Origin of the sequence: Streptomyces sp. NPDC001787 (assembly GCF_040297465.1) — a bacterium.
In the GTDB taxonomy this organism is placed as follows: domain Bacteria; phylum Actinomycetota; class Actinomycetes; order Streptomycetales; family Streptomycetaceae; genus Streptomyces.
On sequence record NZ_JBEOZE010000052.1, the window covers coordinates 19,012 to 43,463 of the forward strand.

General features: G+C 72.8%; 20 protein-coding genes. 8 read left to right on the top strand and 12 right to left on the bottom strand.

What is annotated here, in order from left to right:
* Positions 1-191: 191 nt before the first annotated feature.
* The 8 genes from ABT170_RS39155 to ABT170_RS39190 all read right to left on the bottom strand — a co-directional run bounded on the left by ABT170_RS39155 (position 192) and on the right by ABT170_RS39190 (position 7,382).
* On the bottom strand, positions 192-869 hold the full coding sequence (locus tag ABT170_RS39155) for an HD domain-containing protein (protein WP_329942097.1): 678 nt from the start codon (positions 867-869) through the stop codon (positions 192-194).
* Between the two features lie 54 nt (positions 870-923).
* Positions 924-1,784 carry a transporter substrate-binding domain-containing protein gene (locus ABT170_RS39160; protein WP_329942096.1) on the bottom strand — a complete coding sequence of 287 codons (861 nt, stop codon included), beginning with the start codon at positions 1,782-1,784 and terminating at the stop codon, positions 924-926.
* A 53-nt stretch (positions 1,785-1,837) separates the two neighbouring features.
* A complete protein-coding gene (locus ABT170_RS39165) occupies positions 1,838-2,707 on the bottom strand; it encodes a hypothetical protein (RefSeq protein WP_351875778.1) in 870 nt (289 codons plus the stop codon).
* Positions 2,704-3,168 carry a hypothetical protein gene (locus ABT170_RS39170; RefSeq protein ID WP_351875781.1) on the bottom strand — a complete coding sequence of 155 codons (465 nt, stop codon included), beginning with the start codon at positions 3,166-3,168 and terminating at the stop codon, positions 2,704-2,706. Before ABT170_RS39170 ends, ABT170_RS39165 begins: the two co-directional genes overlap by 4 nt.
* Positions 3,169-3,341: 173 nt before the next feature.
* Complete coding sequence (locus ABT170_RS39175; RefSeq protein ID WP_351875814.1) at positions 3,342-4,382, bottom strand: DUF2891 domain-containing protein; 1,041 nt, start codon at positions 4,380-4,382, stop codon at positions 3,342-3,344.
* Between the two features lie 172 nt (positions 4,383-4,554).
* Complete coding sequence (locus tag ABT170_RS39180) at positions 4,555-5,523, bottom strand: DUF979 domain-containing protein (protein ID WP_351875784.1); 969 nt, start codon at positions 5,521-5,523, stop codon at positions 4,555-4,557.
* Positions 5,520-6,251: a DUF969 domain-containing protein gene (locus ABT170_RS39185; RefSeq protein WP_329942090.1), complete on the bottom strand. Its 732-nt coding sequence runs from the start codon at positions 6,249-6,251 to the stop codon at positions 5,520-5,522. The genes ABT170_RS39180 and ABT170_RS39185 overlap by 4 nt, the downstream gene beginning before the upstream one ends.
* Before the next feature lie 390 nt (positions 6,252-6,641).
* A complete protein-coding gene (locus ABT170_RS39190; protein WP_329942089.1) occupies positions 6,642-7,382 on the bottom strand; it encodes a GntR family transcriptional regulator in 741 nt (246 codons plus the stop codon).
* A 142-nt stretch (positions 7,383-7,524) separates the two neighbouring features.
* Here ABT170_RS39190 and ABT170_RS39195 point away from each other — a divergent pair, with 142 nt between their 5' ends.
* The 3 genes from ABT170_RS39195 to ABT170_RS39205 all read left to right on the top strand — a co-directional run bounded on the left by ABT170_RS39195 (position 7,525) and on the right by ABT170_RS39205 (position 9,979).
* Positions 7,525-8,277, top strand: a complete 753-nt coding sequence (locus tag ABT170_RS39195; RefSeq protein ID WP_329942244.1) for a LamB/YcsF family protein — start codon at positions 7,525-7,527, stop codon at positions 8,275-8,277.
* 68 nt (positions 8,278-8,345) lie between these two features.
* On the top strand, positions 8,346-9,104 hold the full coding sequence (locus ABT170_RS39200) for a 5-oxoprolinase subunit B family protein (protein ID WP_351875817.1): 759 nt from the start codon (positions 8,346-8,348) through the stop codon (positions 9,102-9,104).
* Positions 9,101-9,979 (top strand): 5-oxoprolinase subunit C family protein, encoded by an 879-nt coding sequence (locus ABT170_RS39205; RefSeq protein WP_351875787.1) that lies wholly within the window; start codon positions 9,101-9,103, stop codon positions 9,977-9,979. Before ABT170_RS39200 ends, ABT170_RS39205 begins: the two co-directional genes overlap by 4 nt.
* A 77-nt stretch (positions 9,980-10,056) precedes the next feature.
* On the opposite strand, the gene ABT170_RS39210 is transcribed toward ABT170_RS39205, so the two are convergent.
* Positions 10,057-12,363, bottom strand: coding sequence for a heavy metal translocating P-type ATPase (locus ABT170_RS39210; protein ID WP_351875790.1), 2,307 nt, complete (start codon positions 12,361-12,363; stop codon positions 10,057-10,059).
* A 236-nt stretch (positions 12,364-12,599) separates the two neighbouring features.
* Here ABT170_RS39210 and ABT170_RS39215 point away from each other — a divergent pair, with 236 nt between their 5' ends.
* Entirely contained in the window at positions 12,600-13,289 is a 690-nt protein-coding gene (locus ABT170_RS39215) for a copper homeostasis protein CutC (protein ID WP_329941107.1), read from the top strand.
* 231 nt (positions 13,290-13,520) lie between these two features.
* On the opposite strand, the gene ABT170_RS39220 is transcribed toward ABT170_RS39215, so the two are convergent.
* Positions 13,521-15,593: a HelD family protein gene (locus ABT170_RS39220; protein WP_351875794.1), complete on the bottom strand. Its 2,073-nt coding sequence runs from the start codon at positions 15,591-15,593 to the stop codon at positions 13,521-13,523.
* Between the two features lie 417 nt (positions 15,594-16,010).
* On the opposite strand from ABT170_RS39220, the gene ABT170_RS39225 reads away from it, so the two are divergent.
* Positions 16,011-16,199, top strand: coding sequence for a hypothetical protein (locus ABT170_RS39225; protein ID WP_351875797.1), 189 nt, complete (start codon positions 16,011-16,013; stop codon positions 16,197-16,199).
* A 134-nt stretch (positions 16,200-16,333) separates the two neighbouring features.
* On the opposite strand, the gene ABT170_RS39230 is transcribed toward ABT170_RS39225, so the two are convergent.
* A complete protein-coding gene (locus ABT170_RS39230; protein WP_351875800.1) occupies positions 16,334-17,977 on the bottom strand; it encodes a DNA repair helicase XPB in 1,644 nt (547 codons plus the stop codon).
* Between the two features lie 392 nt (positions 17,978-18,369).
* Between ABT170_RS39230 and ABT170_RS39235 the strand changes: the two genes are divergently transcribed.
* Together ABT170_RS39235 and ABT170_RS39240 are read left to right on the top strand one after the other, a co-directional pair.
* Entirely contained in the window at positions 18,370-19,734 is a 1,365-nt protein-coding gene (locus tag ABT170_RS39235) for an AAA family ATPase (protein WP_329941104.1), read from the top strand.
* Positions 19,679-20,305 carry an RloB family protein gene (locus ABT170_RS39240; protein WP_351875803.1) on the top strand — a complete coding sequence of 209 codons (627 nt, stop codon included), beginning with the start codon at positions 19,679-19,681 and terminating at the stop codon, positions 20,303-20,305. Before ABT170_RS39235 ends, ABT170_RS39240 begins: the two co-directional genes overlap by 56 nt.
* A gap of 33 nt (positions 20,306-20,338) precedes the next feature.
* Here the strand turns inward: ABT170_RS39240 and ABT170_RS39245 are convergent, their stop codons facing one another.
* On the bottom strand, positions 20,339-22,852 hold the full coding sequence (locus ABT170_RS39245) for a helicase-associated domain-containing protein (RefSeq protein ID WP_329941102.1): 2,514 nt from the start codon (positions 22,850-22,852) through the stop codon (positions 20,339-20,341).
* 63 nt (positions 22,853-22,915) lie between these two features.
* Here ABT170_RS39245 and ABT170_RS39250 point away from each other — a divergent pair, with 63 nt between their 5' ends.
* Entirely contained in the window at positions 22,916-24,181 is a 1,266-nt protein-coding gene (locus ABT170_RS39250; RefSeq protein ID WP_351875807.1) for a hypothetical protein, read from the top strand.
* Positions 24,182-24,452 lie beyond the last annotated feature (271 nt).

A 24,452-nucleotide genomic window follows, 5' to 3' on the forward strand; every position in this document is an offset into this window, starting at 1 on the left:
AGGGGCGCGGCGGGAGGCAGAGTCGGGCATGACAGGGCCCAACGCCGGTCATGCCCGTTACATTCCCGCCCGTCTTCCCCCTCGGACACCTCTTGTGTGGGCTCGGACACGTCCCGCGCGGACGGCGGATCCGGTGTGGGCTCGGACACGTCCCGCGCGGACAGCGGATCCCGTGTGGGCTCGGATCCGTCCTACGCGGACAGCAGATCCAGCTCCGTCGTCAGGTTCTGCCGCGCCCTCGGCTCCCACTCCGCCGTCCCGTGAGGCGTACGGAACAGCCTCGGCAGCTCCAGCAGCTGTCGCAGCACCGCCGCGCGGCCCTCCCGGAACGCGTCGTCCGGCACGAACCCGTACTCCTCGCGCACCTGCGCCGCGTACGTCCCGTACTCCTTCGGGCCGCCCGCCAGGACCGCCAGGTCCGCGTCGCACAGCACCTCGCCGTTGCGGTCGCCGGGCGCCGGGTCGTGGGTGACCGTGAGCCGGACCAGCCGGGCGACCTCCGCCGTGACAGGCTCGGGGACGCCCGCCTCGGACAGCGCGCGCTCGGCGAGCACGGCGCTGCGCTCCTCGTTCTCCGTGCGGTCCGGCCGGTACACCGCGTCGTGGAACCAGGCCGCCAGGCGTACCGCCGCCGGGTCCTCCGCGTGGCCGGCGAGCGTGTCGACGCGGTCCAGGACCGCCGTCAGATGGGCGGTCGTGTGGTACCGGCGCTGCGGTTCCGCCCAGCGGGCCAGGAGGTTGTCGGCGTACGGCAGCGGATCGGGGCCCGGAGCCCCGGACCGGGCGGCGGTGAGCGTCTCCCGCCAGCGGTCGCGCAGCGCGGCGGTACGGGCGTCCTCGTCGGATCCGGGCGGCGTCGTGTCGGTCATGGGCCCGACCCTAGAGGGTGTCCTGCGGCCGGGCCCGGGGAGCGTGCGCGTGGATCAGTCGGTCGGCATGTTCTTCGGTTCGTCCACGCAGGAAAGCGAGGAGATCTCGTCCTCCGTGGGGTGTGCCTCGTCCCGTTCGCTCTTGGGGAGCTGCGGCAGATTGTTCTCGACGTCACGGTCCCAGTCGGGTCCGCTCACATAGTGCTTCAGGGCGTCGCGCAGCTTCTCGCAGTCCTTGCGGTGCTTCTTGAGCATCGCGATGCCGTAGTCGTTGGGCTCGCCGAACTTGATCTCCGGCACGACCTTGAGTCTGCCCCGGTAGTGCTCCATGAATCCGTACAGGATCAGCTGGTCCGTGGAGACGGCGGACACATGCCCGTCCAGCAGCGCCCGCACACAGGTGCGGGCGTCGGTCTCCCTGCGCAGCCGGATGTTCTCGTACGCCTTGCCGCTCAGCTCGGTGTCGGAGGTCGTGCCCTTCCACACACAGACCTGCTTGCCGTCGAGGTCGGACAGTTCCTGGATGCCGGTGTCGCTCTCCGCGACGAGGACGCCCTGCTGGGTGGAGGCGTACGGGCCCACGAAGTCGAGTCCTTCACCGCCCTTCCCCTCGGTCTGCATGCGCTTCGGAGTGATCGAGAACGTGGCGGCGACCAGATGGATGTCCCCGTCGTGCAGGTCCCTCGTCCGGTTCTTGGACTGGACGGGGATCGGGCGCGGCGAGTCGTACCCGAGATCCCGGAACAGGGCGTTGACGACCGTGATGTCCAGGCCGTTGAACTCCCCGTCGTGCGGGGAGTAGCTCGTACCCGGCTGATCGCTCTTCGAGCCGACCCGGGTGTCGTCGTTCAGGATGGAATCGGTGCCGCAGCCCGAGAGGCTCAGGGCGAGGAGCGCCGCGGGGACAAGTGCCAACTGTCGGTACCGTGCTGCTCCGGCCATGGGGTCCCCCAGGTGTCGTGTGTGCTTCAGCCGTTGTGCAGGGTGCCGAGCGCCTTCTCCAGACGCATGGGGCACCGTGAATCGCTCGTCACGTCCAGGGTGAATTCCACCGGGGTGCCCCGGGTGCCCAGTGTGAAGTCCCGTTCGGAGCGGGCGGGTACGGACTCCATGCGCGGGGTGACGCTCGCCGTCCGCGCGGTGATGGTCGCCGTAGCCCGGTGGACACAGGCCGGTTTGGCGGGGTTCTCCTCGCTGATCGTCAGGGCGAGGCGCAGCCGGTCGCGGCGGTCCTCGGCGGCCGGTGCCGCGACGATCAGGGTCAGCGTCCGCCTCTGCACCCCGTCGAGCGGTTGTGCGCCCACGATCTCGATGTTCACGGCCACCTGGCTGTTGTCGGCCAGGGCTTCGAAGCTCACCCAGCTCAGCAGGGAGAACAGGAGCGAGGCCAGCGGCACCCACAGCAGCCGGGGGCCGGGACTCCTCACCGGCCCGTTCCCGGCCCCGTTCCTCCGCCCGTTCCCGTTCCTCCGCCCGCTCTTCCGCCCGTTCCCCGTCCCGGCCGCGTTCTTCCGCCCGTTCCCGGCACCGTTCTTCCGCCGTTCCGCGCCGCCGGGGCGGGTGAGGTGGCGTACGGCGCCGAGCGCGGCGGCCGTCAGGAACAGCAGGAACAGCGTGAACCAGCCCGCCTGGCCCTCGAAACCGCCGGAGGGCCAGCCCAGCACCGCGTACACCACCACGAAGCAGACCGGCACGAGGAGCAGCCAGCCGGCGACGGGCGAGGCGCCCATGCCGATGATGTTCTGCGTGAGGGAGTCGATGTGGGTGGCCGCGATGCTCTGGGGGCCGGTGGACCGCGCGGAGTTGTGCGGGGGGCTCTCGTGGCCCGGGGTGGTCATCCCCGGTCCTGCGGTGGCTGTTCCCCGCCCACGACGACGGTGTTGATGTTGTTGGCCGCGATGGAGTAACGGCCCTGTGCGATGGCCTTGTTGTGCGTGATGTGCGTAACGGGGGCGGGAGCGGGGACCCCGGAGACCCGGTGCACATGGCCCACGAGGTGGTCGGCGTCCAGCTCTCGGGAGGGGCCGCGCAGCCAGGCGGTCACGGCCCGCGCGAGTGTGCGCCGCTCCTCCTCGTCGAGGCTGTCCAGCAGCGCGTCCAGCTCATCGGCGCGTTCGGCATCGAGCCCGCCGTCCGTGCCGTCGGCTCCCTCCGAGGACGCGCCCACCGGATCAGTGGCTTGTTCACCCCCTGTCTCCCGGTTCCTGGAGACGAGACGGCGGAAGAATCCCTCACCCGCGGTCACGGTCTGATCGGCGATGCGGTCGGAGGCCGAGACCAGCACGGCGGAACCGAACATGGTCGCCGCGCTGGTGAAAGCCGGTGCAAGTGCTGTGGCAACGCTGATCAGTTCTGACACCTGGCACCCCGTGTGTGTTCAGTGGTCTGTCAACAGGGCCATGGTAAATCCGCGTTCACGCAGTGGGCAGAGTGTTGTGAGCCAACCCGGGAGTCCGTACGCGACGCGTGGGGTCAGTGGCCCGGCGCGGTGTCCAGCGCCAGGGCGGCGAACGTGGCCAGCCAGTGGTCCGAACTGAAGTCGCCGGACGAGACCGTGGGAAGCCCCACCGTCAGATGCGCCGCGGCCGAGCCGGTCAGCGCGGTGCGCTCCGGGCCCTCGGGCAGCGCCGCGGCGATCGTCCGCAGAGCCGCCGCCCGGCTCAGGGTGAGGCCCAGCAGATGGCCGATCTGCGGGTCCGCGTGGTCGGAGACCACCGGCGGGGTGAGCAGCGAGGACGTCGCCAGACCCGGCAGGAAGGCGGCCAGCCAGGCGCGGAACTCCTCGGCGGGCAGCACCCTGCGCACCGTGTCCGCCTCGGTCAGGGCCGGGGAGAGGAAGTCCTGGCCGGACGGCTCCCAGTGGGTGGGCGCGTCATGGTCCTCGGTGAACCAGTCGCGTACCCGGTCCGCCACCGCGTCGAGCACCGGCGCGGCCAGGCCGGCGCGCTCTCCCGCGTCCAGGATCAGGCCCAGGCCGAACGCGCTGTTGCCGTGGACACCGTGCCGGATCGGGTACGTCGCCCGGGGCAGCCAGCCGGTGAGCAGTTCGCCGACCGCGTCCACGGCGGGGGCGAGGGCGTCGGCCCAGCGGTCGCCGTCCGGGGTGGCGAGCGCCCGGCACTCCGCGGCCAGCGCCACGAGCCACGCCCAGCCGTAGGGGCGCTCGAAGTGCGGCCGGCCGCGCAGGTAGGCCGCCTCCACGGTGAGGTTCGCCGGGGTGAGGTGGGTGTTGAGCACCTCGTGGATACGGGTGGTGACGGTGGCCGGGAGCTCATCGGTGGACGCGAAACGGCGCAGGAGGCGGACGAGCAGCCAGTGCATGTGCACCGTGGAGTGCCAGTCGTAACCCCCGTAGAACGCGGGGTGGAGGGCGCGGGGCGCGACCAGTTCCTCGGGGCCCGCGTACAGGTGCGCCGGGGCGTTGGGGTATTCGCGTACGACATTGGCGAGGGCCAGTTCGGCGAACGGGACGGCGTACGCGGCGGGGATGGCGACGGGGAGCGCGGGAGGCATCGGGGTCACTCCAGGGGTGTATGGGCGCGGAGGGGTCGGGCGAGGGGCGGACGAGGGGTGTGCGAAGGGTGGGCGGCGAGGAGGCCGACGGCGAGAGGTGGACGGCGAGAGGTGGACGGCGAAGAGGCGGACCAGGGGGCGTACGCGGGGGTGGACGTGGGGTGACGGCGGCTCAGAAGGCGAAGAGCGCCATGATCGCGATGTTGCAGACCAGCAGCGCCGCGGCCGTGGGGAGCTGGGCCTTGATCGGGCCGTACTGGTCCTTGAGCTCCAGGAGAGCGGCGGGCACCAGGTTGAAGTTGGCGGCCATGGGCGTGACCAGCGTGCCGCAGAAGCCGCAGAGCATGCCGATCGCGAGGACGGCGGGCGCGTTGCCGTTCATCTGCTCGATCAGGACCGGCCAGCCGATCGCCGCGGTCATCACCGGGAAGGCCGCGAACGCGTTGCCCATCACGATGGTGAACAGCGCCATGCCGCAGCAGTAGACGATCACGGCCACCAGCTGCTGCCCTTCGGGCAGGACCGCCTCACTGATCCTGCGCACCTGCTCGCCGACGCCCGCGGACTGGAAGATCGAGCCGAGCACCGCGAGGAGCTGAGGCAGGATCAGCGCCCAGCCCATCGATTCGAGCATGTTGCGGCCCGAGTGCAGGGGCACGGCGACATTGCGCTCGCGGAGCACCACCATGCCGACGACCAGGGCGGCGATGGCGCCGATGCCGAGGCCGAGGATGGTCTCGTACCCCGGTTCCAGGACCGGCTCGCCGCCGATCTTCCAGTTCTTCACGAGCGTCGCGCAGATCATCGCGACGACCGGGATCGTGAGGGCCGGGAGGAACAGCTTGTTGCCGAAGCGGGCGGCCGTCTCGGCGCGCTTCTCGCGTGAAGGGGTGTGCGGCTCGCCCTTGCCGGTGAGGCCGAAGCCGCCCAGCACGATCAGGACCAGGACGACGACGCCGAGGGGTTCGGCGGGCAGGGACTTGTCGACGACCCCGATGGAGTAGAAGAACGCCGCGCCCAGCAGGCCCCAGAATCCGGCCGAGCCGAAGCGCTTGGGGTTGGTGCGGTCCATCGCCATCTGCGCGGCCATGACGAGGAAGACCCCGCCGACCAGCCAGAAGAAGTACTCGGACTTGATCACTTGGCGTCCTCCGTCCGGCGGGCGGCGTGCGCCGACACTTCGTTCTCGGCGGCGGCGACGGCCAGTTCGCGCTCCAGTTGGCGATCCAGGTTGAGCAGCCGTCCGCCGTGGATGAGGAAGGCGCAGATCGCGGACGGGATGGCCCACAGCGCCAGGTGCAGGGGTTCGAGGTGCTGGCCGTAGGTCGAGTTCACGAACCCGGTGATCAGCAGGATCGAGCCGATGGCGATGAAGCAGTCCTCGCCGAAGAAGACCCCGATGGTGTCCGCGCCGGAGGCGTGCGAGCGGACCTTCTCGCGCAGCTTCTCCGGCAGCGGGCCGCCCGCCTTCGCCTCGGCGGCGGCCTCGGCCATGGGGGCGATCAGCGGGCGCACGCTCTGCGCGGGGCCGCCGATGCTGGTGAGGCCGACGGAGGCGGTGAGCTGGCGGATCAGCAGGTACAGAGCGAGGAAGCGGCCGGTGGTCAGCTTCCCGAGCCTGCCGATCAGGGTGCGGGCCTGCTCCTGGAGTCCGTAGCGCTCCAGGAGCCCGATCACGGGCAGCGTGATGACGAAGACGGTCACGGAACGCGCGGAGGCGAAACTCTCGCCGAAGGTGGCCAGCACCTCCTGCGGGGAGAGCTTGCCCAGCAGTCCGGTGACGATGCCGGCGACACCCACCACGAGGAGGGGATTGCGGCGGGTGGCGAATCCGAGGATCACCACGAGCACGCCGAGGAGAACGATCACGCGTCGGCCTTCTTCCGCGCATGGACGTGCGGGCATGGGAGAGCGCACGGTCCTGATCAGACGGGGTATCGCGGAGACGTTAAGCGATTGTTCAACAAGCCCACAAGAGTGTGGGGGGCATGGATCGGAAAGCCGGGGGTGCGCTCGGCATCCGCCCGGGTGGGTGGTACGTGCGGGCGGAAAGGGGGGAGCGAAGGGGTGGGGGGGCGAGGGGGTGAGGGGGTGAGGGGTGCACGAGGCCGGGGGCGGGCCGGAGGGGCCGGGGGTGGTACGCCGGAGGGGTGTGCCGACCGGGCGGCGGCGGCCGGGACCTGCCGGGCCGTGAGCTGTTCTGTCGCCGGGGCGGGGCGGGGCGGGGCGGGGCGGGGCGGGGCGGGGCGGGGCCGGGGCCTACTGGGCCGTGAGCCGTTCCGCGTATGCCTCCGCGAGCTGGCGGCGGGAGTCCTCCAGGTAGAAGGCGAGCAGCCGCTCGGCGCCCGCCGCGTCGCCCGCCGCGAGCTTGTCCGTGATCTCTCTGTTGCGGGTCAGATAGGGCTCGTGGAAGCGGCGCGGGTCGGCCATCACATGGAAGGCCAGCCGCAGCTCGGCCAGGACGTTGCGCATCAGCTCGTCGGTGCGCGGGCTGCCGGCCAGCCCGGCCAGGGCCTGGTGGAAGCGGATGTTCGCGGTCGAGCAGGCCGCCCAGTCGTCAGCCAGCGCGGCCTGCTCCCCGGTGGCCACGGCGGCTTCGACGTCCGTCACGTCGTACGGCGGCTCGCCCAGCGCGCGCAGGGCCGCGCACTCGACCAGCAGGCGTACGCGGTAGATGTCCACCAGATCGTCGACGGCCAGTATGCGGACGAAGACGCCCTTGTTCAGGCGGTGTTCCAGGAGGCGTTCGTGGGAGAGCAGCCGGAACGCCTCGCGCAGGGTGTTCCTGGAGACGGCGAGCGCACCGGCGATGGACTCCTCGGAGAGCCGGCTGCCCGGCGGGAAGTAGCCCTGCGAGATCCGGTCGCGCAGGATGGCGGCGACGCGTTCGGCGGTGCCGGAACGGGACAGGGAGGCGCTGTCGGCGGCCAGTTCGGAGAGATCCGGTGTGCCGGTCCGCCCCGCCGTTCCCGCCCCTGCCCCTGACGTCGCCCCTGCCATGCCCCGCCCCTGCTCGTCGCCGTGTGTCCGCTGTGTGGTGTGGTGCGTGTGCTGTGTACGCCCAGTGAACCGTACGGGCGTCCCGTTTCCCGGACCGGGCCTTGCCAGGTTGTTGAACAATCGCTAGCGTGCGCCCGTGATGATGGATCTCAACGCGGATCTCGGTGAAGGCTTCGGGCACTGGACCCTCACCGATGACGACGCGCTCCTCGCGTGTGTGACCAGCGCCAATGTGGCCTGCGGCTTCCACGCGGGCGACGCCTCCGTGATGCGGCGGGTCTGCGACGCGGCGGCCGAGGGCGGCGTACGGATCGGGGCCCAGGTCTCGTACCGGGACCTGGCCGGGTTCGGGCGTCGCTCGATGGATGTGCCGGCCCCCGAGCTGACCGCCGAGATCGCCTACCAGATCGGCGCCCTGCGGGTCTTCGCGGAGGCGGCCGGTTCCACGGTCTCGTACGTCAAACCGCACGGAGCCCTCTACAACCGCGCGGTCTGGGACGACGACCAGGCCGCGGCCGTCGTCGAGGGCGTCCGGCTCGCGGGCGGCGGCGGTCTCGCCGTCCTCGGCCTGCCCGGCTCCCGGCTGCTCGCCCACGCCGAGGCCGCGGGGCTGCCCGCCGTCGAGGAAGCCTTCGCCGACCGCGCGTACACCCCGCGGGGCACCCTGGTCCCGCGCGGTGAACCCGGTGCGGTGGTGCACGACGCGGACGAGGTCGTACGCCGCAGTGTCGGCATGGCCGTCGAGCGGGCGGTGACCGGAGCCGACGGCAGCCGGATACCGGTCGCGGCGCGTTCGCTGTGCGTCCACGGGGACACCCCGGGCGCGGCGGCACTCGCGCGCCGGGTGCGGACCGCGCTGGAAGAGGCGGGCGTCGCGGTGCGGGCCTTCGCGTGAACGGGGCACGTGAGGTGCCCGGGGCGCGCGAGGCGTCCGGGGTGCAGGCGGCTCCCGGGGCGCGCGAGATGTCCGGGGTGCGGGTGCTTCCCGCCGGGCGGCGGGCGCTCCTGGTCGAACTGGCCTGCGGCGAACACGCCGAGGCCTTCCACGCGGAGCTGCTCCGCCGCCGCGCCCTCGGTGAACTCCCCGCCGTCCGCGAGATCGTCCCCGGCGCCCGTACGGTGCTCCTCGACGGCATCGCGGACCGCACGGGCGACGCCCTGGCCCGGTTCGCCCGCGACCTCGCCTCCTGGCCGATACCGCCGCTGCGCCGCGACACGGGCGAGGCGGTGGAGATCCCCGTCGTCTACGACGGCCCGGACCTCGCCGAGGTCGCGGCGGTCTGGGGCGTCGCCGTGGACGAGGTCGCGCGTATCCACTCCCGTACCGAGTTCCGGGTGGCCTTCTGCGGGTTCGCGCCCGGCTTCGGCTATCTCACGGGGCTGCCCGAGCAGTTGCACGTGCCCCGGCGCACGACCCCGCGCACCAAGGTTCCGGCCGGGGCGCTGGCCCTCGCCGGGCCCTATACCGGGGTCTACCCGCGCCCCTCGCCCGGCGGTTGGCAGCTCATCGGCCGGATGCCGGAGCCGGGCGCCCTGTGGGACCCGGCCCGCGAACCGGCCGCCCTCCTGGGGCCGGGCACACGCGTGAGGTTCGTCCCGGCGGGGAGCGCGGCGGAGCGTACGGCCGCGGCGACGACGGCGGAGCGTGCGGCTGTGGGAACGACGGCGGAGCGTACGCCCGCGGCAACGACGGCGGACCGTACGGCGGAGACATGCCCATGACCCTTCACACGCTCGAAGTGATCCGTGCCGGTGCCCTGACCACCGTGCAGGACGAGGGGCGGACGGGCTGGGCGCACCTCGGTGTGGGGCGGGCCGGAGCCCTGGACGCGCCCGCCGCCCGGCTGGTCAACCGGCTGGCCGGCAACCCGCCCGGCGCGGCCGTCCTGGAGACCACGGTCACCGGCTGCGCGGTCCGCCCGGCCCGGTCCGTGGTGGCCGTCGTCGGCGGTGCGTCGTGCCGGGTGACGGTCGACGGCAGGCCGGTGGCCTGGGGCGGCCCCGTCCGCGTACCGGCGGGTGCGGTCCTCGACGTGGGGCCCGCGCTGACCGGGCTGCGCGGCTATCTGGCGTTCGCGGGCGGCCTGGTGCCGGAACCGGTGCTGGGCAGCCGCTCGGCCGACCTGCTCTCGGGGCTCGGGCCCGCGCCCCTGCGCGACGGGGACGTACTCCCGCTGGGCCTCCCGCCCGGCCCCCCGGCGGCGTACGGGCTCCCGCTCCCCGACGCCGTGCCCTGGCCCGCCGCCCCCACCGAGCTGGTGCTCCCCGTGCGTCCGGGCCCCCGCCACACGTGGTTCACCGAAGCCGCGCTGCGTACGCTCACCACCGCCGCGTACCGGGTCTCGCCGCACAGCAACCGCATCGGCCTGCGCACCGAGGGGCCGGCCCTGGAGCGGGCCCGCGAGGGGGAGCTGCCCAGCGAGGGGCTGGTGCTCGGGGCGATCCAGGTGCCGCCGGACGGGCGGCCCGTGGTGTTCCTCAACGACCATCCGACGACCGGGGGTTACCCGGTCGTCGGGGTCGTGCCGGAACCCGCGCTCCCGGCGGCGGCGCAGGCCGTGCCGGGAACGCGGGTCCGGTTCGTCGTGGGCGGATAGCCCTGGGCGGAAAGCCCGCGGCGCCCGGGAGTCCCGGACGCTCGGGCCCCTCCCGACCGCCCGGGACTCCCGACCGTTCAGGAGGCCTTGAAGCCTCGCAGTCGCAGCGAGTTGCCGACCACGAAGACCGAGGAGAAGGCCATCGCGGCCCCCGCGATCATCGGGTTGAGCAGTCCGGCCGCGGCCAGCGGGAGGGCCCCGACGTTGTAGGCGAAGGCCCAGAACAGGTTCGTCCGGATGGTGCCGAGCGTCCGGCGCGAGAGCCGGATGGCGTCGGCGGCGGCCCGCAGGTCGCCCCGTACCAGCGTCAGGTCACCGGCCTCGATCGCGGCGTCGGTGCCGGTTCCCATGGCCAGGCCCAGGTCGGCCTGGGCCAGTGCGGCGGCGTCGTTGACGCCGTCGCCGACCATGGCGACCGAACGGCCCTCGGCCTGGAGGCGCTTGACGACGTCGACCTTGTCCTCCGGCATGACCTCGGCGTACACCTCGTCGATGCCGACCTCGGCGGCGACCGCTTCCGCCACGGCCCGGTTGTCGCCGGTCAGCAGGATCGGGGTGAGTCCCAGGGCCCGCAGTCGCACGATGGCTTCCGCGCTGGTGTCCTTCACCGCGTCCGCCACCTCCAGGACCGCCCGCGCCTCGCCGTCCCAGGCGACCGCTATCGCCGTACGGCCCGCGGCCTCGGCCTGCGACTTCAGGCGCTCCAGCTCCACGGGGAGGTGGATCTCCCACTCCGCGAGGAGCTTCTCGCGGCCCACCAGTACCGCGTGGCCCTCGACGATGCCCTGGACTCCGAGTCCGGGGACGTTCGTGAAGTCCTCGGGGGTGGGGAGTGTGCCGACCTCGTTCGTGGCGCCGGTGGCGACGGCTTGGGCGATGGGGTGTTCGGAGGCGTGTTCGAGGGCTCCGGCGATGCGGAGGACGTCGTGCCGGTCGGTGCCGTCGGCGGTGTGGATGTCGAGGAGGGTCATCCTGCCGGTGGTGACGGTGCCGGTCTTGTCGAGGACGATGGTGTCGACGCGGCGGGTGGTTTCGAGGACTTCGGGGCCCTTGATGAGGATGCCGAGCTGGGCGCCGCGTCCGGTGCCGACCATGAGGGCGGTGGGGGTGGCGAGCCCGAGGGCGCAGGGGCAGGCGATGATCAGTACGGCGACGGCGGCCGTGAACGCGGCGGTGAGGCCCGCCCCGTTGCCGAGCCAGAAGCCGAGCGTACCGAGCGCGAGGGCGATCACGACGGGGACGAACACGGCGGAGATCCGGTCGGCGAGGCGCTGCGCGGCGGCCTTGCCGTTCTGGGCGTCCTCGACGAGCTTGGCCATCCGGGCGAGCTGGGTGTCGGCGCCGACCCGGGTCGCCTCGACGACCAGCCGGCCGCCCGCGTTGAGCGTGGCCCCGGTGACGGAGTCGCCGACGCCGACCTCGACGGGGACGGACTCGCCGGTGAGCATGGAGGCGTCGACGGCCGAGGCGCCCTCGACGACGGTGCCGTCGGTGGCGATCTTCTCGCCGGGACGGACCACGAAACGGTCACCGGTCTGGAGGTCGGCGGTCGGCACGGTCATCTCGCGCCCGTCGCGCAGGACGGTGACCTCCTTGGCACCCAGCTCCAGGAGCGCCTTGAGCGCGGCGCCCGCCTTCCGCTTGGAGCGGGCCTCGAAGTAGCGCCCGGCCAGGATGAACGCGGTCACTCCGGCGGCGGCTTCGAGATAGATGTTCCCGGCGCCGTCGCTGCGGCCGATGGTGAGCTCGAACGGGTGGGTCATGCCGACCATGCCCGCGGTGCCGAAGAACAGGGCCCACAGCGACCACAGGAACGCGGCCGAGGTGCCGACGGAGATCAGGGTGTCCATCGTGGCCGCGCCGTGCTTGGCGTTGGTCCAGGCGGCGCGGTGGAAGGGCCAGGCGGCGTAGGTGACGACGGGGGCGGTGAGGGTGAGGGAGAGCCACTGCCAGTAGTCGAACTGGAGGGCGGGGATCATCGACATCGCGATGACCGGCACGGCGAGGAGCACGGCGGTCAGGAGCCGCTGCCGCAGTGGCCGCAGCGCGTCGTCCTCGGCCGCCTCCGCGTCCCCGGGGCCGCCGGCGGTGTTTCCGGGGCCCTGTGCGCGCGGTGCGGGTTCCTGCGCGGTGTATCCGGTGGCCTCGACGGTGGCGATCAGGTCCTGTACGGAGATGTCCTCGCCCCGGTAGCTGACCTTGGCCTTCTCGGTGGCGTAGTTGACGGTCGCCTCGACGCCGTCCATCCGGTTCAGCTTCTTCTCGATGCGGGCCGCGCACGAGGCGCAGGTCATGCCACCGATGGCGAGCTCGACCTCGGCGGCGGTGCCGCCTGCGGTGCCGGCGGCCGTGGTGCCGGCTGCGGTTGCGTGGTGCGCGGACACGGGTTCCTCCCTGAGTGGCGTTTATACCCCTAGGGGGTATGCGGTGCTGATTCATGTATACCCCCCACCCCTATGAAAAGCAAGGGATTCCCGCCGCTCGTCTCACCCGTCTGCGGCGAGCGCTCGCGTATGTTCGCGATCACGCGTTCACATGGAGAGCTGCGCCCTCAGGTGGCTGACCCGTAGGCTGACTATTGGACTAGACCTATAGCTGGTTTCTGGAGGAATGGGGATCCATGAGCAACCGTGCAGTCCTGGAGGTGATCGCTCTCGACGCCGATGACGCGGTCGCCGCTCAGGCGGGTGGTGCGGACCGCCTCGAACTGGTCACCGACATGGCCGCTGACGGCCTGACCCCGTCCCGGGAGACCTTCGCGGCGATCCGGTCCGCCGTGGACATTCCCCTGCGCGTGATGCTCAGGGTGGCGGACGGGTTCGCCGTCGGTGACATCGACGTACTGCTGGAGAAGACCCGCGAGATGCGGGCGGAGGGTGCCGAGGAGTTCGTCTTCGGCTTCCTCGACGAGGACGGGTATCCCGATCTCGTGGCCGTCGAGCGGATTCTCGCCGAGCTGGACGGCTGCCGGTGGACCTTCCACCGGGCGATCGACCGGGCTCCGGACCGCGACGCCCTGCGCAAGCAACTCGCGGATCTGCCCGGCCTCGACACGTACCTCACGGCAGGTTCGCCGGCCGGGGTCGACGAGGGCATCCCGACGCTCCTCGCCGAGGCGGCGCGCACGCGCGAGCCGGGCTACGAGCCGCAGATCCTGGTCGGCGGCGGCCTGCACCTGCACCACCTGCCGCAGCTCCTCGCGGCGGGCATCGACGCGGTACACATCGGGGGTGCGGCCCGCCCGCGCGGCTGGTCGCATCCGGTGGACGCGGCGGCGGTACGGGAGTGGCGCGAGGCCCTGGACGGCTGACGGGCGGCCGGGGGAGGCGGTGACCGGGTCACCGCCTGCTCCGGCGGTGACGCGCCCCGCCCGGCCCTGCCCGGCGGTGACCCGGCCCGCCCCGCTCCGGCGGTGACCCGGCCGGGCGCGTACGGCAGCTCCGCCGTAACACCGACCGCAGGTCCTCCGGCCCCCGCCGACCGCGAGCCTTCCGCCGCCGCCCCGCCCACCGCAGGTCCTCCGGCGCCCCCGCCGCAGCACCTACCGCAGGGCCGCCGGCAGTTCCGCCGCGTGGACGACGGTCAGCCCCGACACGGCTCGGGTGAGCGCCACGTACAGGCGGCGGAGGCCCGTCCGTTCGTCCGGCTCGCCGTCCACCACCGCCGCGGGCTCGTCGAGCACGACGTAGTCGTACTCCAGGCCCTTGGCCAGCGACGCCGGCACCAGCGTCAGCCGGGACTCGGCGCTGGTCTCCTCACCGGGGGACAGCCAGGAGTGACCCGCCCCGGCCAGCGCCTCGGCCAGCGCCGGAATCCGTGCGTCGGCGGCGATCAGGCCGATCGACCCCTCGTGGCCCAGCGACTCCTCGCACGCCGCGACCACCGCCGCGTCCAGGGCGTCCGGGCCCGCGGTCTCCCGCACGAGGAGCGACCCCGGGGACTCACGCACCGACTCGACCGGCGCCAGGCCCGGGGAGATCTCCGGCAGCAGCCGCGAGGCGTACGCGATCACCTCGCGCGGCACACGGAAGCCCGCCGTCAGCTCCTCGACCACCGCGTCCGCCTTGCCGAGGTGGAACAGCGCCTGCTCCCAGCTCTGCGTCGACCAGGGAGTCGTCCCCTGCGCGAGATCGCCGAGCACGGTCGCCGAACCGGTCGAGCAGCGGCGCCCCACCGCCCGGTACTGCATCGGGGACAGGTCCTGCGCCTCGTCGAGGACGACGTGGCCGAGCGAGTGCGTACGGGCCACCAGGTCATGGGCCTCGTCGATCAGCACCGCGTCCGCCGCCGACCACTTCACGGACCTCACGCTCCGGGCGGGCTTCGCCCACAGGATCTGCTTCTGCTCGTCGGCGGTGAGCAGGTCCTGCGCGTGAGCGGCCAGGAACTCCGCGTCCGACAGCAGCCGCAGCACCAGCTTCGCCGGGTCCACCGCGGGCCAGATCGCCTTCACGGCGGCCTTCACCGCGGGATTGCGGGCCACCGCGTTCTGCACCCGGTCGTCCGGCGCCTCACCGGCCTCCTCCATCCGTACGAGGACGGCGTGCGCGATCCGCTGCGGCAGCGCCTCATGGGCGGAGCCGTAGCGCATGTCGCGGGCCAGCAGCTCATCGACCATCTCCGCCAGCTCGTACGCCGGCACGCGCCAGCGGCGCGACCCGCGCACCACCACGACCGGCTCGGCCGGGGGCGTCACATGCGAACGTATGGCCCGCCGCAGCACCGGTGCCATCCGGGCGTCGCCCTTGATGACGGCCGCCGCCGCCTCGTCCGTGCCCCGGACCTCGACCTGTGCCGTGACCAGGTCGTCGACGGTGGCCTGTTTCACCTCCAGCTCGCCCAGGGCGGGGAGGACCTGCTCGATGTAGTGGAGGAAGGACCGGTTCGGCCCGATGACGAGCGTGCCGGTACGGGCCAGCCGCTCGCGGTGGGCGTACAGCAGATACGCGACACGGTGCAGGCCGACGGCGGTCTTGCCGGTGCCGGGACCTCCCTGGACGCAGACCGTGCCGCCCAGGTCGCCGCGGACGATCTCGTCCTGCTCGGGCTGGATCGTGGCCACGATGTCACGCATCGGCCCGACGCGTGGCCGCTCGATCTCGGCCTGGAGGAGCCGGCTGGTGCGGGCGGTCTCCTCCGGGTCGGTGAGGTGTTCGTCCTCGTACGCGGTCAGCTCGCCGCCGGTGTAGCCGAAGCGGCGGCGCAGCCCGACGTCCTGGGGATTCTTCGGGGACGCCTGGTAGTACGGCTGGGAGACGGGCGCCCGCCAGTCGATGACCATCGGGTCTCCGGCGGCGTCGTGCACATGGCGCCGTCCGATGTAGAACTGCTCGCCCTCCGCGCCCTCGGCCAGCTCGCCGCCGACCGCGTGCAGATAGTCGAGGCGGCCGAAGAACAGCGGGGTGTGGGAGAGGTCGGCGAGCGCTTTGATGCGGTCGTCGATCTGGGCCTGGAGCACGACGGCGTTGACCCAGTTCGCGGTGACATCGCGGATGTCGAGGGCCTGGACGTCCTCGCGCATGGCGCGCAGGGCCGCCCGGGACGCGGCGAGGTGGGCTCGTTCGTGTGCCAGGGGGTCGGTGGTGGAATCGCTTTCTGCTACGTGCGCGGGCACGGTGATGCCTCCGGCTCTTCAACGCAGGGCGGCGGACCGCGCACTCCGGTGACACGGGAGTCGACGCGGTCCGCTCTCAAGGGCGTTCGCACAGGGGTACGCGCGGCTTGCGCGTACGAGTGCGGCTCATGGGCTGTCGGCCGGTTTCCGTCCGGCCGACGGCGCTCCCCCGGCTGCCGGCGAGAGGCCGGTACCACGGTGCGGGAGGCGGGCAGACGGAGGAGTGTATCGATCACCGGCCGTTCCGTCGAAACGGGATCCCGTACGGCCGCGGGACGGAAGGGCATCGGCCGGTGGGCGTACGGCGGTCCGGCGACCCGTAGGGGACGCCGTGCGACCGGAGGCCTACCCGCCGGCCCCGCCGGTTCCGACCGTGGACCGACGCGTCCGCGGGGGCGCCCGGAGCACCATGGACACATGAGCACAGTCACCCTGAACCCACGCAGGACCGGCCCCGCGCACGGCGCGACCGCGGCCACCGGTCACCACCGGCCCCACCGCGTCGGCGACGCGCTGCGCGCCCTCAAGGTCTTCACGCGGACGGCGTTCGGCGTCGTCGTCCTGGGGGAGTACGCGGAGGAGGCGGGCGTACGGTGCACCCGATGAGTACGCCGTACCGGGGACGCGCCGGGGCCCCGCCGCCTCGCCGTACCCGGGAAGCACCGAGGTCCCCCGCCGCCTCGCCGTACCCGGGAAGCACCGAGGCCCCCCGCCGCCCCCGTCAGCCCTCGTACGCCGCCTCAGCTGTCGGTCAGCAGCTCGTCCGCGTCGATGATCCGGTACGCGTACCCCTGCTCGGCCAGGAACCGCTGGCGGTGCGCCGCGAAGTCCTGGTCGATCGTGTCGCGGGCGACCACCGAGTAGAACCGCGCCTCGTGCCCGTCGGCCTTCGGCCGCAGCACCCGGCCCAGCCGCTGCGCCTCCTCCTGACGTGACCCGAACGTCCCCGACACCTGAATGGCGACGGTGGCCTCGGGCAGGTCGATGGAGAAGTTGGCGACCTTCGACACGACGAGCACGCTGATCTCACCCTGCCGGAAGGAGTCGAAGAGCTTCTCGCGCTGCGCGTTGCTCGTCTCCCCCTTGATGACCGGCGCGTCCAGATGCTCGCCCAGCTCGTCGAGCTGATCGATGTACTGCCCGATGACGAGGGTCTGCTCGCCCTGGTGCTTGCGCACCAGTGCCTCCGTCACCCTGCGCTTGGTCGCGGTGGTGGCGCAGAACCGGTACTTCTCCTCGGCCTCGGCGGTCGCGTACGCGAGCCGCTCCGAGTCCGTGAGGTTGACCCGGACCTCGACGCAGTCGGCGGGCGCGATGTAGCCCTGCGCCTCGATCTCCTTCCACGGGGCGTCGAACCGCTTGGGTCCGATGAGCGAGAACACGTCCGACTCGCGGCCGTCCTCCCGCACCAGCGTCGCGGTGAGCCCGAGCCGCCGCCGGGCCTGGAGGTCGGCGGTGAACTTGAACACGGGCGCGGGCAGCAGATGCACCTCGTCGTAGATGACGAGGCCCCAGTCGCGCGAGTCGAAGAGCTCCAGGTGCGGGTACACGCCCTTGCGCCGCGTCGTGAGCACCTGGTACGTGGCGATGGTGACCGGCCGGATCTCCTTGCGGGTACCGCTGTACTCGCCGATCTCCTCCTCGGTCAGCGAGGTCCGCTTCACCAGCTCGTGCTTCCACTGCCGGGCCGAGACGGTGTTGGTGACCAGGATCAGCGTGGTCGCCTTGGCCTCGGCCATGGCCCCGGCGCCGACCAGCGTCTTCCCGGCGCCGCAGGGCAGGACGACGACCCCGGACCCGCCGTGCCAGAACCCGTCGACGGCCTGCCGCTGGTAGGGCCGCAGCGCCCAGCCGTCCTGGTCCAGCTCGATGGGGTGCGCCTCGCCGTCCACGTACCCGGCGAGGTCCTCGGCCGGCCAGCCCAGCTTCAGCAGCGTCTGCTTGATCTGCCCCCGCTCGGAGGGGTGCACGGCCACGGTGTCCGGATCGATCCGGGCCCCGACCAGCGGCGCGACCTTCTTCGAGCGGAGGATCTCCTCCAGCACGGGCCGGTCGGTGCTGGTCAGCACCAGACCGTGCACCGGATGCTTGGACAGGGTGAGGCGCCCGTACCGCGCCATCGTCTCGGCGATGTCGACGAGCAGGGCGTGCGGCACGGGGTAGCGGGAGTACTCCACCAGCGCGTCGACGACCTGCTCGGCGTCGTGCCCGGCGGCGCGGGCGTTCCACAGCCCGAGCGGGGTGAGCCGGTACGTGTGGATGTGCTCGGGCGCACGCTCCAGCTCCGCGAAGGGCGCGATCACCCGGCGGCAGGCCTCGGCCTGCTCGTGATCGACTTCGAGGAGCAGCGTCTTGTCACTCTGGACGATGAGGGGTCCGGTCACGCGCTTCGGCCCTTTCTGCGGGGGTGCGGCTCGCTGCTGCGGCCAAACGTCCAGTGTGCCGCATGCGGGGTGAGCGGTGGGTGGCTCACGCCACAGAGCCCGTCCGCCGCCCGTCCGGCGGGTGCGCGGCACGTGGGGAGGGGTCCAGTGACACCGGCCGCTTCGAGACCCGTCCGAAGCCCGCGCCGACGGTCGCGGACGACAACGGACCAGGGCGCCGTCCGGTCCGGGAGCGCCGTCGCACCGGGGCACATCGTCGTCCTCGATCACGCTGTCCGGTGGTTGACTCGGACGGGTGTCATCTCTATGCAATGCCGTTTCACGGGCACTATCGTCGGATCATGACGACATGAGCCATGGAAAGACATTGTTCGATACTTGGAGAGGCTGGCATGCTGCTGCGGTTCCAGGTCACGAATCATGCGTCGCTGCTGGAGGAACAGGAGCTGTCCCTCGTCGCCGCCGACCGCCATCCGGAGCGGGCCGAATTCCCCTCCCCGAGCGCGGGTGAGTTCGCGGTCCCCGTCGCCGCGATCTACGGCACCAACGCATCGGGGAAGTCGAACGTCATCGATTCCCTCGGCTGGATGCGATCTGCCGTTCTCTCCTCATTCCGCCGCTGGGACCCCAGCGGCGGAGTTCCACGCCGCCCCTTCCTGCTCGGTCATGGCGCCGCGGAACGTCCCAGTTCCTTCGCGGTCGACTTCGTTGTCGGTGGAGTGCACCACCAGTTCGGGTTCTCGGTCGATGACGAGCGGGTGACCGAGGAGTGGCTGTACTACTACCCGGAGGGCCGGCAACGCCGTCTGTACGAACGTGGGACGGCCGGCCCGATCACCTTCGGCAGATGGCTCACCGGCCGGCGGAAGCTGATCGCCGAACTGCTCAGGCCGAACAGCTTGTACCTGTCCGTCGCGGCGGCACAGGGGCACGACCAGCTCAGCGAGGTCTTCCAATGGTTCAGGTCCGGTTTGCGGATGGCCACCGACCATGACTTCGCCCGCCGCCTGGACCTCACGGTCGGGCTCTGCCTGGAGGGGCGGGACGGCCGGGGGAACCAGCCGGTGCTGGATCTGCTCCGCTTCGCCGATCTCGGCGTGTCCGGACTGGAGATCCAGGACTGGGACGAATCCATCCGTGAGGACCACCAGCGGATCACCCGGGCGCTCCGCGAAGCGCTCGGGGACAAGGTCCGTGTCCAGGACGACGCGAAGCAGCGGGTCCGGGTGGAGCACCGGACCGCGGAGGGTGTGTTCCCGCTCGACCTCGCGTACGAGTCGAGTGGCACGCGTACATGGATCGGCCTCATCGGCCCGGTCATCACCACGCTGGCCGAGGGCGGTGTGCTGTGCGTGGACGAACTCGATGCCCGGCTGCACCCCTATCTCGTCGATGCCCTCGTGGGCATGTTCCAGTCCCCCGAGACCAACAGCAGGGGGGCGCAGCTGGTCTTCAGCACGCATGAGGCGGCGCTGCTCGGACGCAACGTTCGCACCGAACTCTTCAGGGACCAGGTCTGGTTCACCGAGAAGGACCCACGGACGCTGGCAACGAGGCTGTTTCCGCTGACCGAGTTCTCCGTCCGTCACTCGGCCGACAACCTGGAAAGGCGCTATCTGCAGGGTCGCTACGGGGCGGTGCCGCATTTGGACGACGACCTGCTGCGGGATGTGGCCGCGGCGTTCGGGCTTGGGGGTGGGCGTGAAGCGGGGAAAGCCGCTGAAGCGGACGAAGGGCGTACGCCCGGAGCAGCGTAGGTTTCTCATCTACTGCGAAGGGGAGCGTACCGAGGACCAGTACTTCAAGGGCTTGCGCTCCGACCTGCGGACTCTGCCCGTGTCCATCTGCCTCGGCGGTGAGCATGGGGAGCCGCAGTCACTGGTCCGCGCGGCGATCGAGCACAAGGAGCGAGCCCCCCGCTCCCCGCAGGACCGGCACACGGCGTACGACGAGGTCTGGTGTGTGATCGATGTCGAGGCGCCGATTCCGCACGACGGTCTGGACAAGGCCTTGGAACTTGCCCGACGGCACGGTGTCGAGGTGGCCCTCACCAACCCGTGCTTCGAGTTGTGGATCATGCTCCATTTCGTGGACGTCACGAGATACAGCACGTCGGGCGATGCGCAGAGAGCGCTGGAGAAGCTCGGCGCCTGCGGATACTCCATGTCCCGCAAGCACCTGGCGTACGACAGCCTGCGCGATGGCTTCGGGCAGGCCAAGGAACGCGCGGAGGTGCTGAGGCGTCGTACTGCCAAGGGGCACCGTCAGAACCCTTGGACGGATGTGGACCGGCTGGTGGACATGTTGAAAGCGGCCCGGCGCGGGTGAGGACGCCGGGCGGCCGGCTCCGAACGGCAGGCCCTACGGCTTCGCGTCGTCGGCGAGTTCGGCCACGCCCGTGATGCGGTGCAGGGGATAGGTGCGGACCTCGTCGGCCGTGTGGTCGTACGCCGTCACGAAGCCGCCCTCCACCCTGACCGGGGCGATCACCCGTTGGCTGGCGGCGCCGTCCGCGTTGACGTAGCCGATCCAGACCGCCGAGCCCGTCATGGCGGCGGCCTGGACCGTGGCCAGGGTCTCCGCCGACGTCGTACGGGGCAGGGACCCGGCGGAGGCGGGGGTCTCGGGGCCCTCTCCGGTGTCCTTGCGGACGACCGTGGCGGCCGTGTCCCCGGCCCGGATCGCCCGGACCGCCGCGCCCAGCAGGGTCTCGTCCGGGACCGGCGGGCCCTCGGGCACGGGTACGGGCGCCGAGCGGGGCGGGGTGCGGCGGGCGCCCGCCCGGGTGATCAGGACGTCGCCCTCGGCGGACTCGGCGGCCGGGGCGTAGCCCATCTCGCGCAGCCCTTCGAGCAGGGACGCCGGGTCGGCCTGGGCGGCCAGCACGGTCGGCGCGAGCCGGCGCAGCCGCAGCGTGGCCGAGCGCTTGTCGGCGAGGATCTCGTTCAGTACGGCCTCGTCGTCGCAGCGCACGTACGCCGAGGCGGAGCCGATCCGCAGATGGCCGTGGCGGCGGGCCACGTCGTCGATGAGGTAGCTCAGCGGCTGCGGCACCGGCGTACGGCTGTGCGCGGCCAGGAACGCGTGCAGGTCGGCGGCGGCCTGCCCGGCGTCCAGCGCCCGGCGCACGGAACCGGGAGTGAAGCGGTAGACCGTGGCCCCGCCCTTGGACTCGACGTCCGCGAGGACCGACAGCATCTCGGCCAGCGGGCGTTCCAGCGGGCCCGGGGCGACGGCCGTCAGGTCGGCCTGGAGCAGCACATGGCTGAGGGGTTCCGGCAGGAGCGGGGCGAGGAGGGCGGCGGCCGCGCCGGGCCCGTCGGCCAGCAGCGCGCGGGCCTGCGAGGAGAGGGCGCCCCGGCCCGTGATGCCCAGCAGCTCCGCCTCGTTGACCGTCCACAGGGCGATCCGGGACCGCAGGTCGGAGGTGTCCCCGGGGGCGGAGGACGAGGCCTCGGCGGGCCTGGGAGCCCCCGGCATCCCGGCGCCCCGCGCACCCCCGCGCAGCGGGCGCTCCCAGCGCAGCCGGGCCAGCAGCGTCACGGGGTCGGGCGCCGTGCCCGGCGGCAGCGCGGCGAACAGGGCCAGCACCCGGTGGCGTACCTCCGGCGCGGCCGAGCGGTCCAGTTCGGGGCCGAGTGCGGACAGCGCCCGGCCCTTGGCGTCCTGGCCGCCGACCAGACCGGCGGTACGGGTGGCGGCGAGCCAGGCGGTGGCGAGCCGTGCCCAGCGGTCCTGGGCGGGGAGTTCGAGCCAGTCGTCATACGCGGGCGTCGCCGCGTACCGTTCGTCGCTCTCCCCGTCGGCGGCCAGCAGTCCGGCCGCGTGGGCGAGTTCGACCCAGAACGCGGCGACCGGCTCCGTCACGTCCATCGCGTTCGCGGCCCGCTTCAGCTCACGCACGCTGAGCCCGCCCGCGCGCAGGATCGCCGGGCCGCCGCCGTTCCAGAGCTTCAGCAGGTCCTCGATGGTGGACAGGGCCGTGAACGCCTGACCCGCCGCCGCTCTGTCCACAGCCTGGGGATCCCGCTCGGCCGCCGCGGCGACGACCGGCGGCACCGGCTCCGGTACGCGGTGGGCGCGCCCGGCCCGCAGATGCAGCGCCGCCTCGCGGGGCAGTACGACGGTGCGCGTCGACACCGGCAGCAGCAGGCCGCGGTCGCGCAGCCACCGGACCGGCGGCGTGGGGTTCGGTGTGATCTCCCCGTACGGCGGCCCCCACACCAGCCGGTCCAGCACGGACAGCGCCTCGACCGGGGCGGTGTCCAGCAGGGCCGCCATCCTGGTCCGGTCCGTGAACAGACCGGCCAGCGCGGTGACGGCCGAGACCGGGTCGTGCGTGGCGGGCAGCCCGACCGCGGTCAGGATCTCCTGGAGCCGGCCGGGCGACATGCCGGCGGTCGCCTCGGCGACCGTCGGGCCGAGGCCGGTGGGGGAGGGGTGCTGCGGGGACGGGGCGAGCAGTTCCCTGGCCGTGCGGACCAGGCGCAGCCGGTCGTCCTCGCCCCAGACGAGGGCCTGTTCGCGCAGCGTCGCCAGGGCGGCGGGCAGCGCGGCGGTGATCGCGCTCCCCGCGTCGTCGCGCTGGTCCCCGTCGTCCTGGCCGTCCCCCGTGAGCAGGGACAGCAGCGTGCCGTACGGGGCCGGGTCCGGTGCCACGGCCAGTGCCTCCGCGGTCTGGAGCGCGAACCGGTCCAGGTGTTCCAGCGCGCGGACGACGGAGGCACGGGTGCCCGCTCTCGTCGCGAGCTGGGTGATGTCGTTCGGCACGGGGCTGAGGAGGTCGGGGCGGGCACGCAGCAGCCCGGCCAGCGATTCGTCGGCGCGGGCGCGCAGAGCTTCGGCGAGCGTGCGCGGTGGTGTGGTCGTCCCCATCCGTCCCACGGTAGCCGCTGGAACGCTACCGTCGGGGCAGGGCCGGTAGAGGGGAACCATCGAGTGGGGATCGAGAGCGACCAGCTCGTCTACGACTATCTGAGCCGGGTCGGGGACCTGGCCCAGCAACAACAGCTGCCCTCGGGTGCCCGGATGCGGCTCGTCTCGACGCTTCGGGGCGAGATCGACCGGCAGCGCCACCAGGACGGCACGGGCACCCCGGCGGCGGTGCGGCGCATCATCGGCAGGCTCGGTACGCCGGACGAACTGGTGGCCGCGGCGGCCGAGTCGGGCGACGGATCGGTGCCGCTGCCGTCGGCGCGGAGCGCGGAGCGCGGAGCGGGCGGCGGGGCCGGCGGCGGGCAGTGGCGCAACCTCCCCCGGCCCCGGAGCGGGCTGCTCCGCAAGGAGCCGAAAGACAGTTCCCGGCGGGGCGCGTCGGAAGTGCCCGAGAGCCCGGGAGAGGGCCGGGAGCGCGAGGAGAGCCGGGGAAGCCGGGAGAACCGGGGAAGCCGGGGAAGCCGGAAGGGGAGCGGGGGCGCGGCGGACGCGGCTGCGGCCGAGGACACCCCCGCCCCGGCACACGACTGGCCGGACCCCTCCGCGCCCCATGTCCTGGGCCTCGAACAGCAGGGCCCGTCCGGCGGCGAACCCGACTGGTGGCGCATCGCGCCGGGGTCGTTCGGCGACGGCGAGCGCGTACCGGGATTCGTCGGGGGTGTGGAGATCCCCGAGATCTTCAGGCCGCCGAGGCCGCCGAAGCCCCGGCGCGATCCGGACGCGGACGAGGAGGCCGACGACCGCGACGACCGCGACGACGTCGACGGCGGGAAGAGCGAGAACGGCGAGGACCGTGAGGGCGGGTCCGGGGCCGACAAGGGCGGGGAGCAGCCCGCGAAGGGCGCCCGCGTACGCCTCGGGCTGCCGAGGCTGCGCCGCCGCAAGGCAGCCGCCACCGCACCGGAGCCCGCCGCCGCGACGAAGACCGCCCGCTTCGCGCATCCGTTGCTGCTCCTGGCCGCCGCGCTGCTGGTCGGCGGCGCGGTGACGGGCTCCTGGCTGGCACTCGCGGGCGGCTGGCTCCTCGCGTACAGCTCGCGCACCCTGTCCCGGGCCGAGGCGAAGTGGGCCGCGATGGGGCTGCCGGGTGTGGTCGTGGCAGCCACCGTGGTGTGGGTGTGGGGCCGGATGGAGGGGCGCTGGGGGGAGCCCATCGCGGAGGGCGGCATGGGGGACGTCCTGGTGGGCGCCTGGCCGGTGGTGCTCCGGGTGGCGGCCGTCGCCTCGGCGCTGTACCTGGTGTGGCGGGCGCGAGGACGTGCGGCCTGAGCGGAACCGTGCGGCCTGAGCGGGACCGGGCGGCCGGTCCCGCTGGGGCGTCACCGGGCGCGCCCCGACCCGCGCGCGCCCGCGCCCGGGTACGCGCACGCACCGGCACCCGGCCCCGGGACACGCACCGCGCCCGGCACCGGCACCGCGCCCGCACTCGGGTACGCGCACGCACCGGCACCCGGCCCGCACTGGGGTACGCACCCGGCACCCCGCCCGCACCCGGGTACGCGCGCGCACCGGCACCCGGCACCCGTCACCGTCACCGCGC

What these genes read in the sequence shown, in the direction of transcription:
- ABT170_RS39155 (WP_329942097.1), bottom strand. Translation starts at nt 869, where the DNA reads ATGACCGACACGACGCCGCCCGGATCCGACGAGGACGCCCGTACCGCC.
- ABT170_RS39165 (WP_351875778.1), bottom strand. Translation starts at nt 2,707, where the DNA reads ATGACCACCCCGGGCCACGAGAGCCCCCCGCACAACTCCGCGCGGTCC.
- ABT170_RS39170 (WP_351875781.1), bottom strand. Translation starts at nt 3,168, where the DNA reads ATGTTCGGTTCCGCCGTGCTGGTCTCGGCCTCCGACCGCATCGCCGAT.
- ABT170_RS39175 (WP_351875814.1), bottom strand. Translation starts at nt 4,382, where the DNA reads ATGCCTCCCGCGCTCCCCGTCGCCATCCCCGCCGCGTACGCCGTCCCG.
- ABT170_RS39190 (WP_329942089.1), bottom strand. Translation starts at nt 7,382, where the DNA reads ATGGCAGGGGCGACGTCAGGGGCAGGGGCGGGAACGGCGGGGCGGACC.
- ABT170_RS39195 (WP_329942244.1), top strand. Translation starts at nt 7,525, where the DNA reads ATGGATCTCAACGCGGATCTCGGTGAAGGCTTCGGGCACTGGACCCTC.
- ABT170_RS39200 (WP_351875817.1), top strand. Translation starts at nt 8,346, where the DNA reads ATGTCCGGGGTGCGGGTGCTTCCCGCCGGGCGGCGGGCGCTCCTGGTC.
- ABT170_RS39205 (WP_351875787.1), top strand. Translation starts at nt 9,101, where the DNA reads ATGACCCTTCACACGCTCGAAGTGATCCGTGCCGGTGCCCTGACCACC.
- ABT170_RS39215 (WP_329941107.1), top strand. Translation starts at nt 12,600, where the DNA reads ATGAGCAACCGTGCAGTCCTGGAGGTGATCGCTCTCGACGCCGATGAC.
- ABT170_RS39225 (WP_351875797.1), top strand. Translation starts at nt 16,011, where the DNA reads ATGAGCACAGTCACCCTGAACCCACGCAGGACCGGCCCCGCGCACGGC.
- ABT170_RS39235 (WP_329941104.1), top strand. Translation starts at nt 18,370, where the DNA reads ATGCTGCTGCGGTTCCAGGTCACGAATCATGCGTCGCTGCTGGAGGAA.
- ABT170_RS39245 (WP_329941102.1), bottom strand. Translation starts at nt 22,852, where the DNA reads ATGGGGACGACCACACCACCGCGCACGCTCGCCGAAGCTCTGCGCGCC.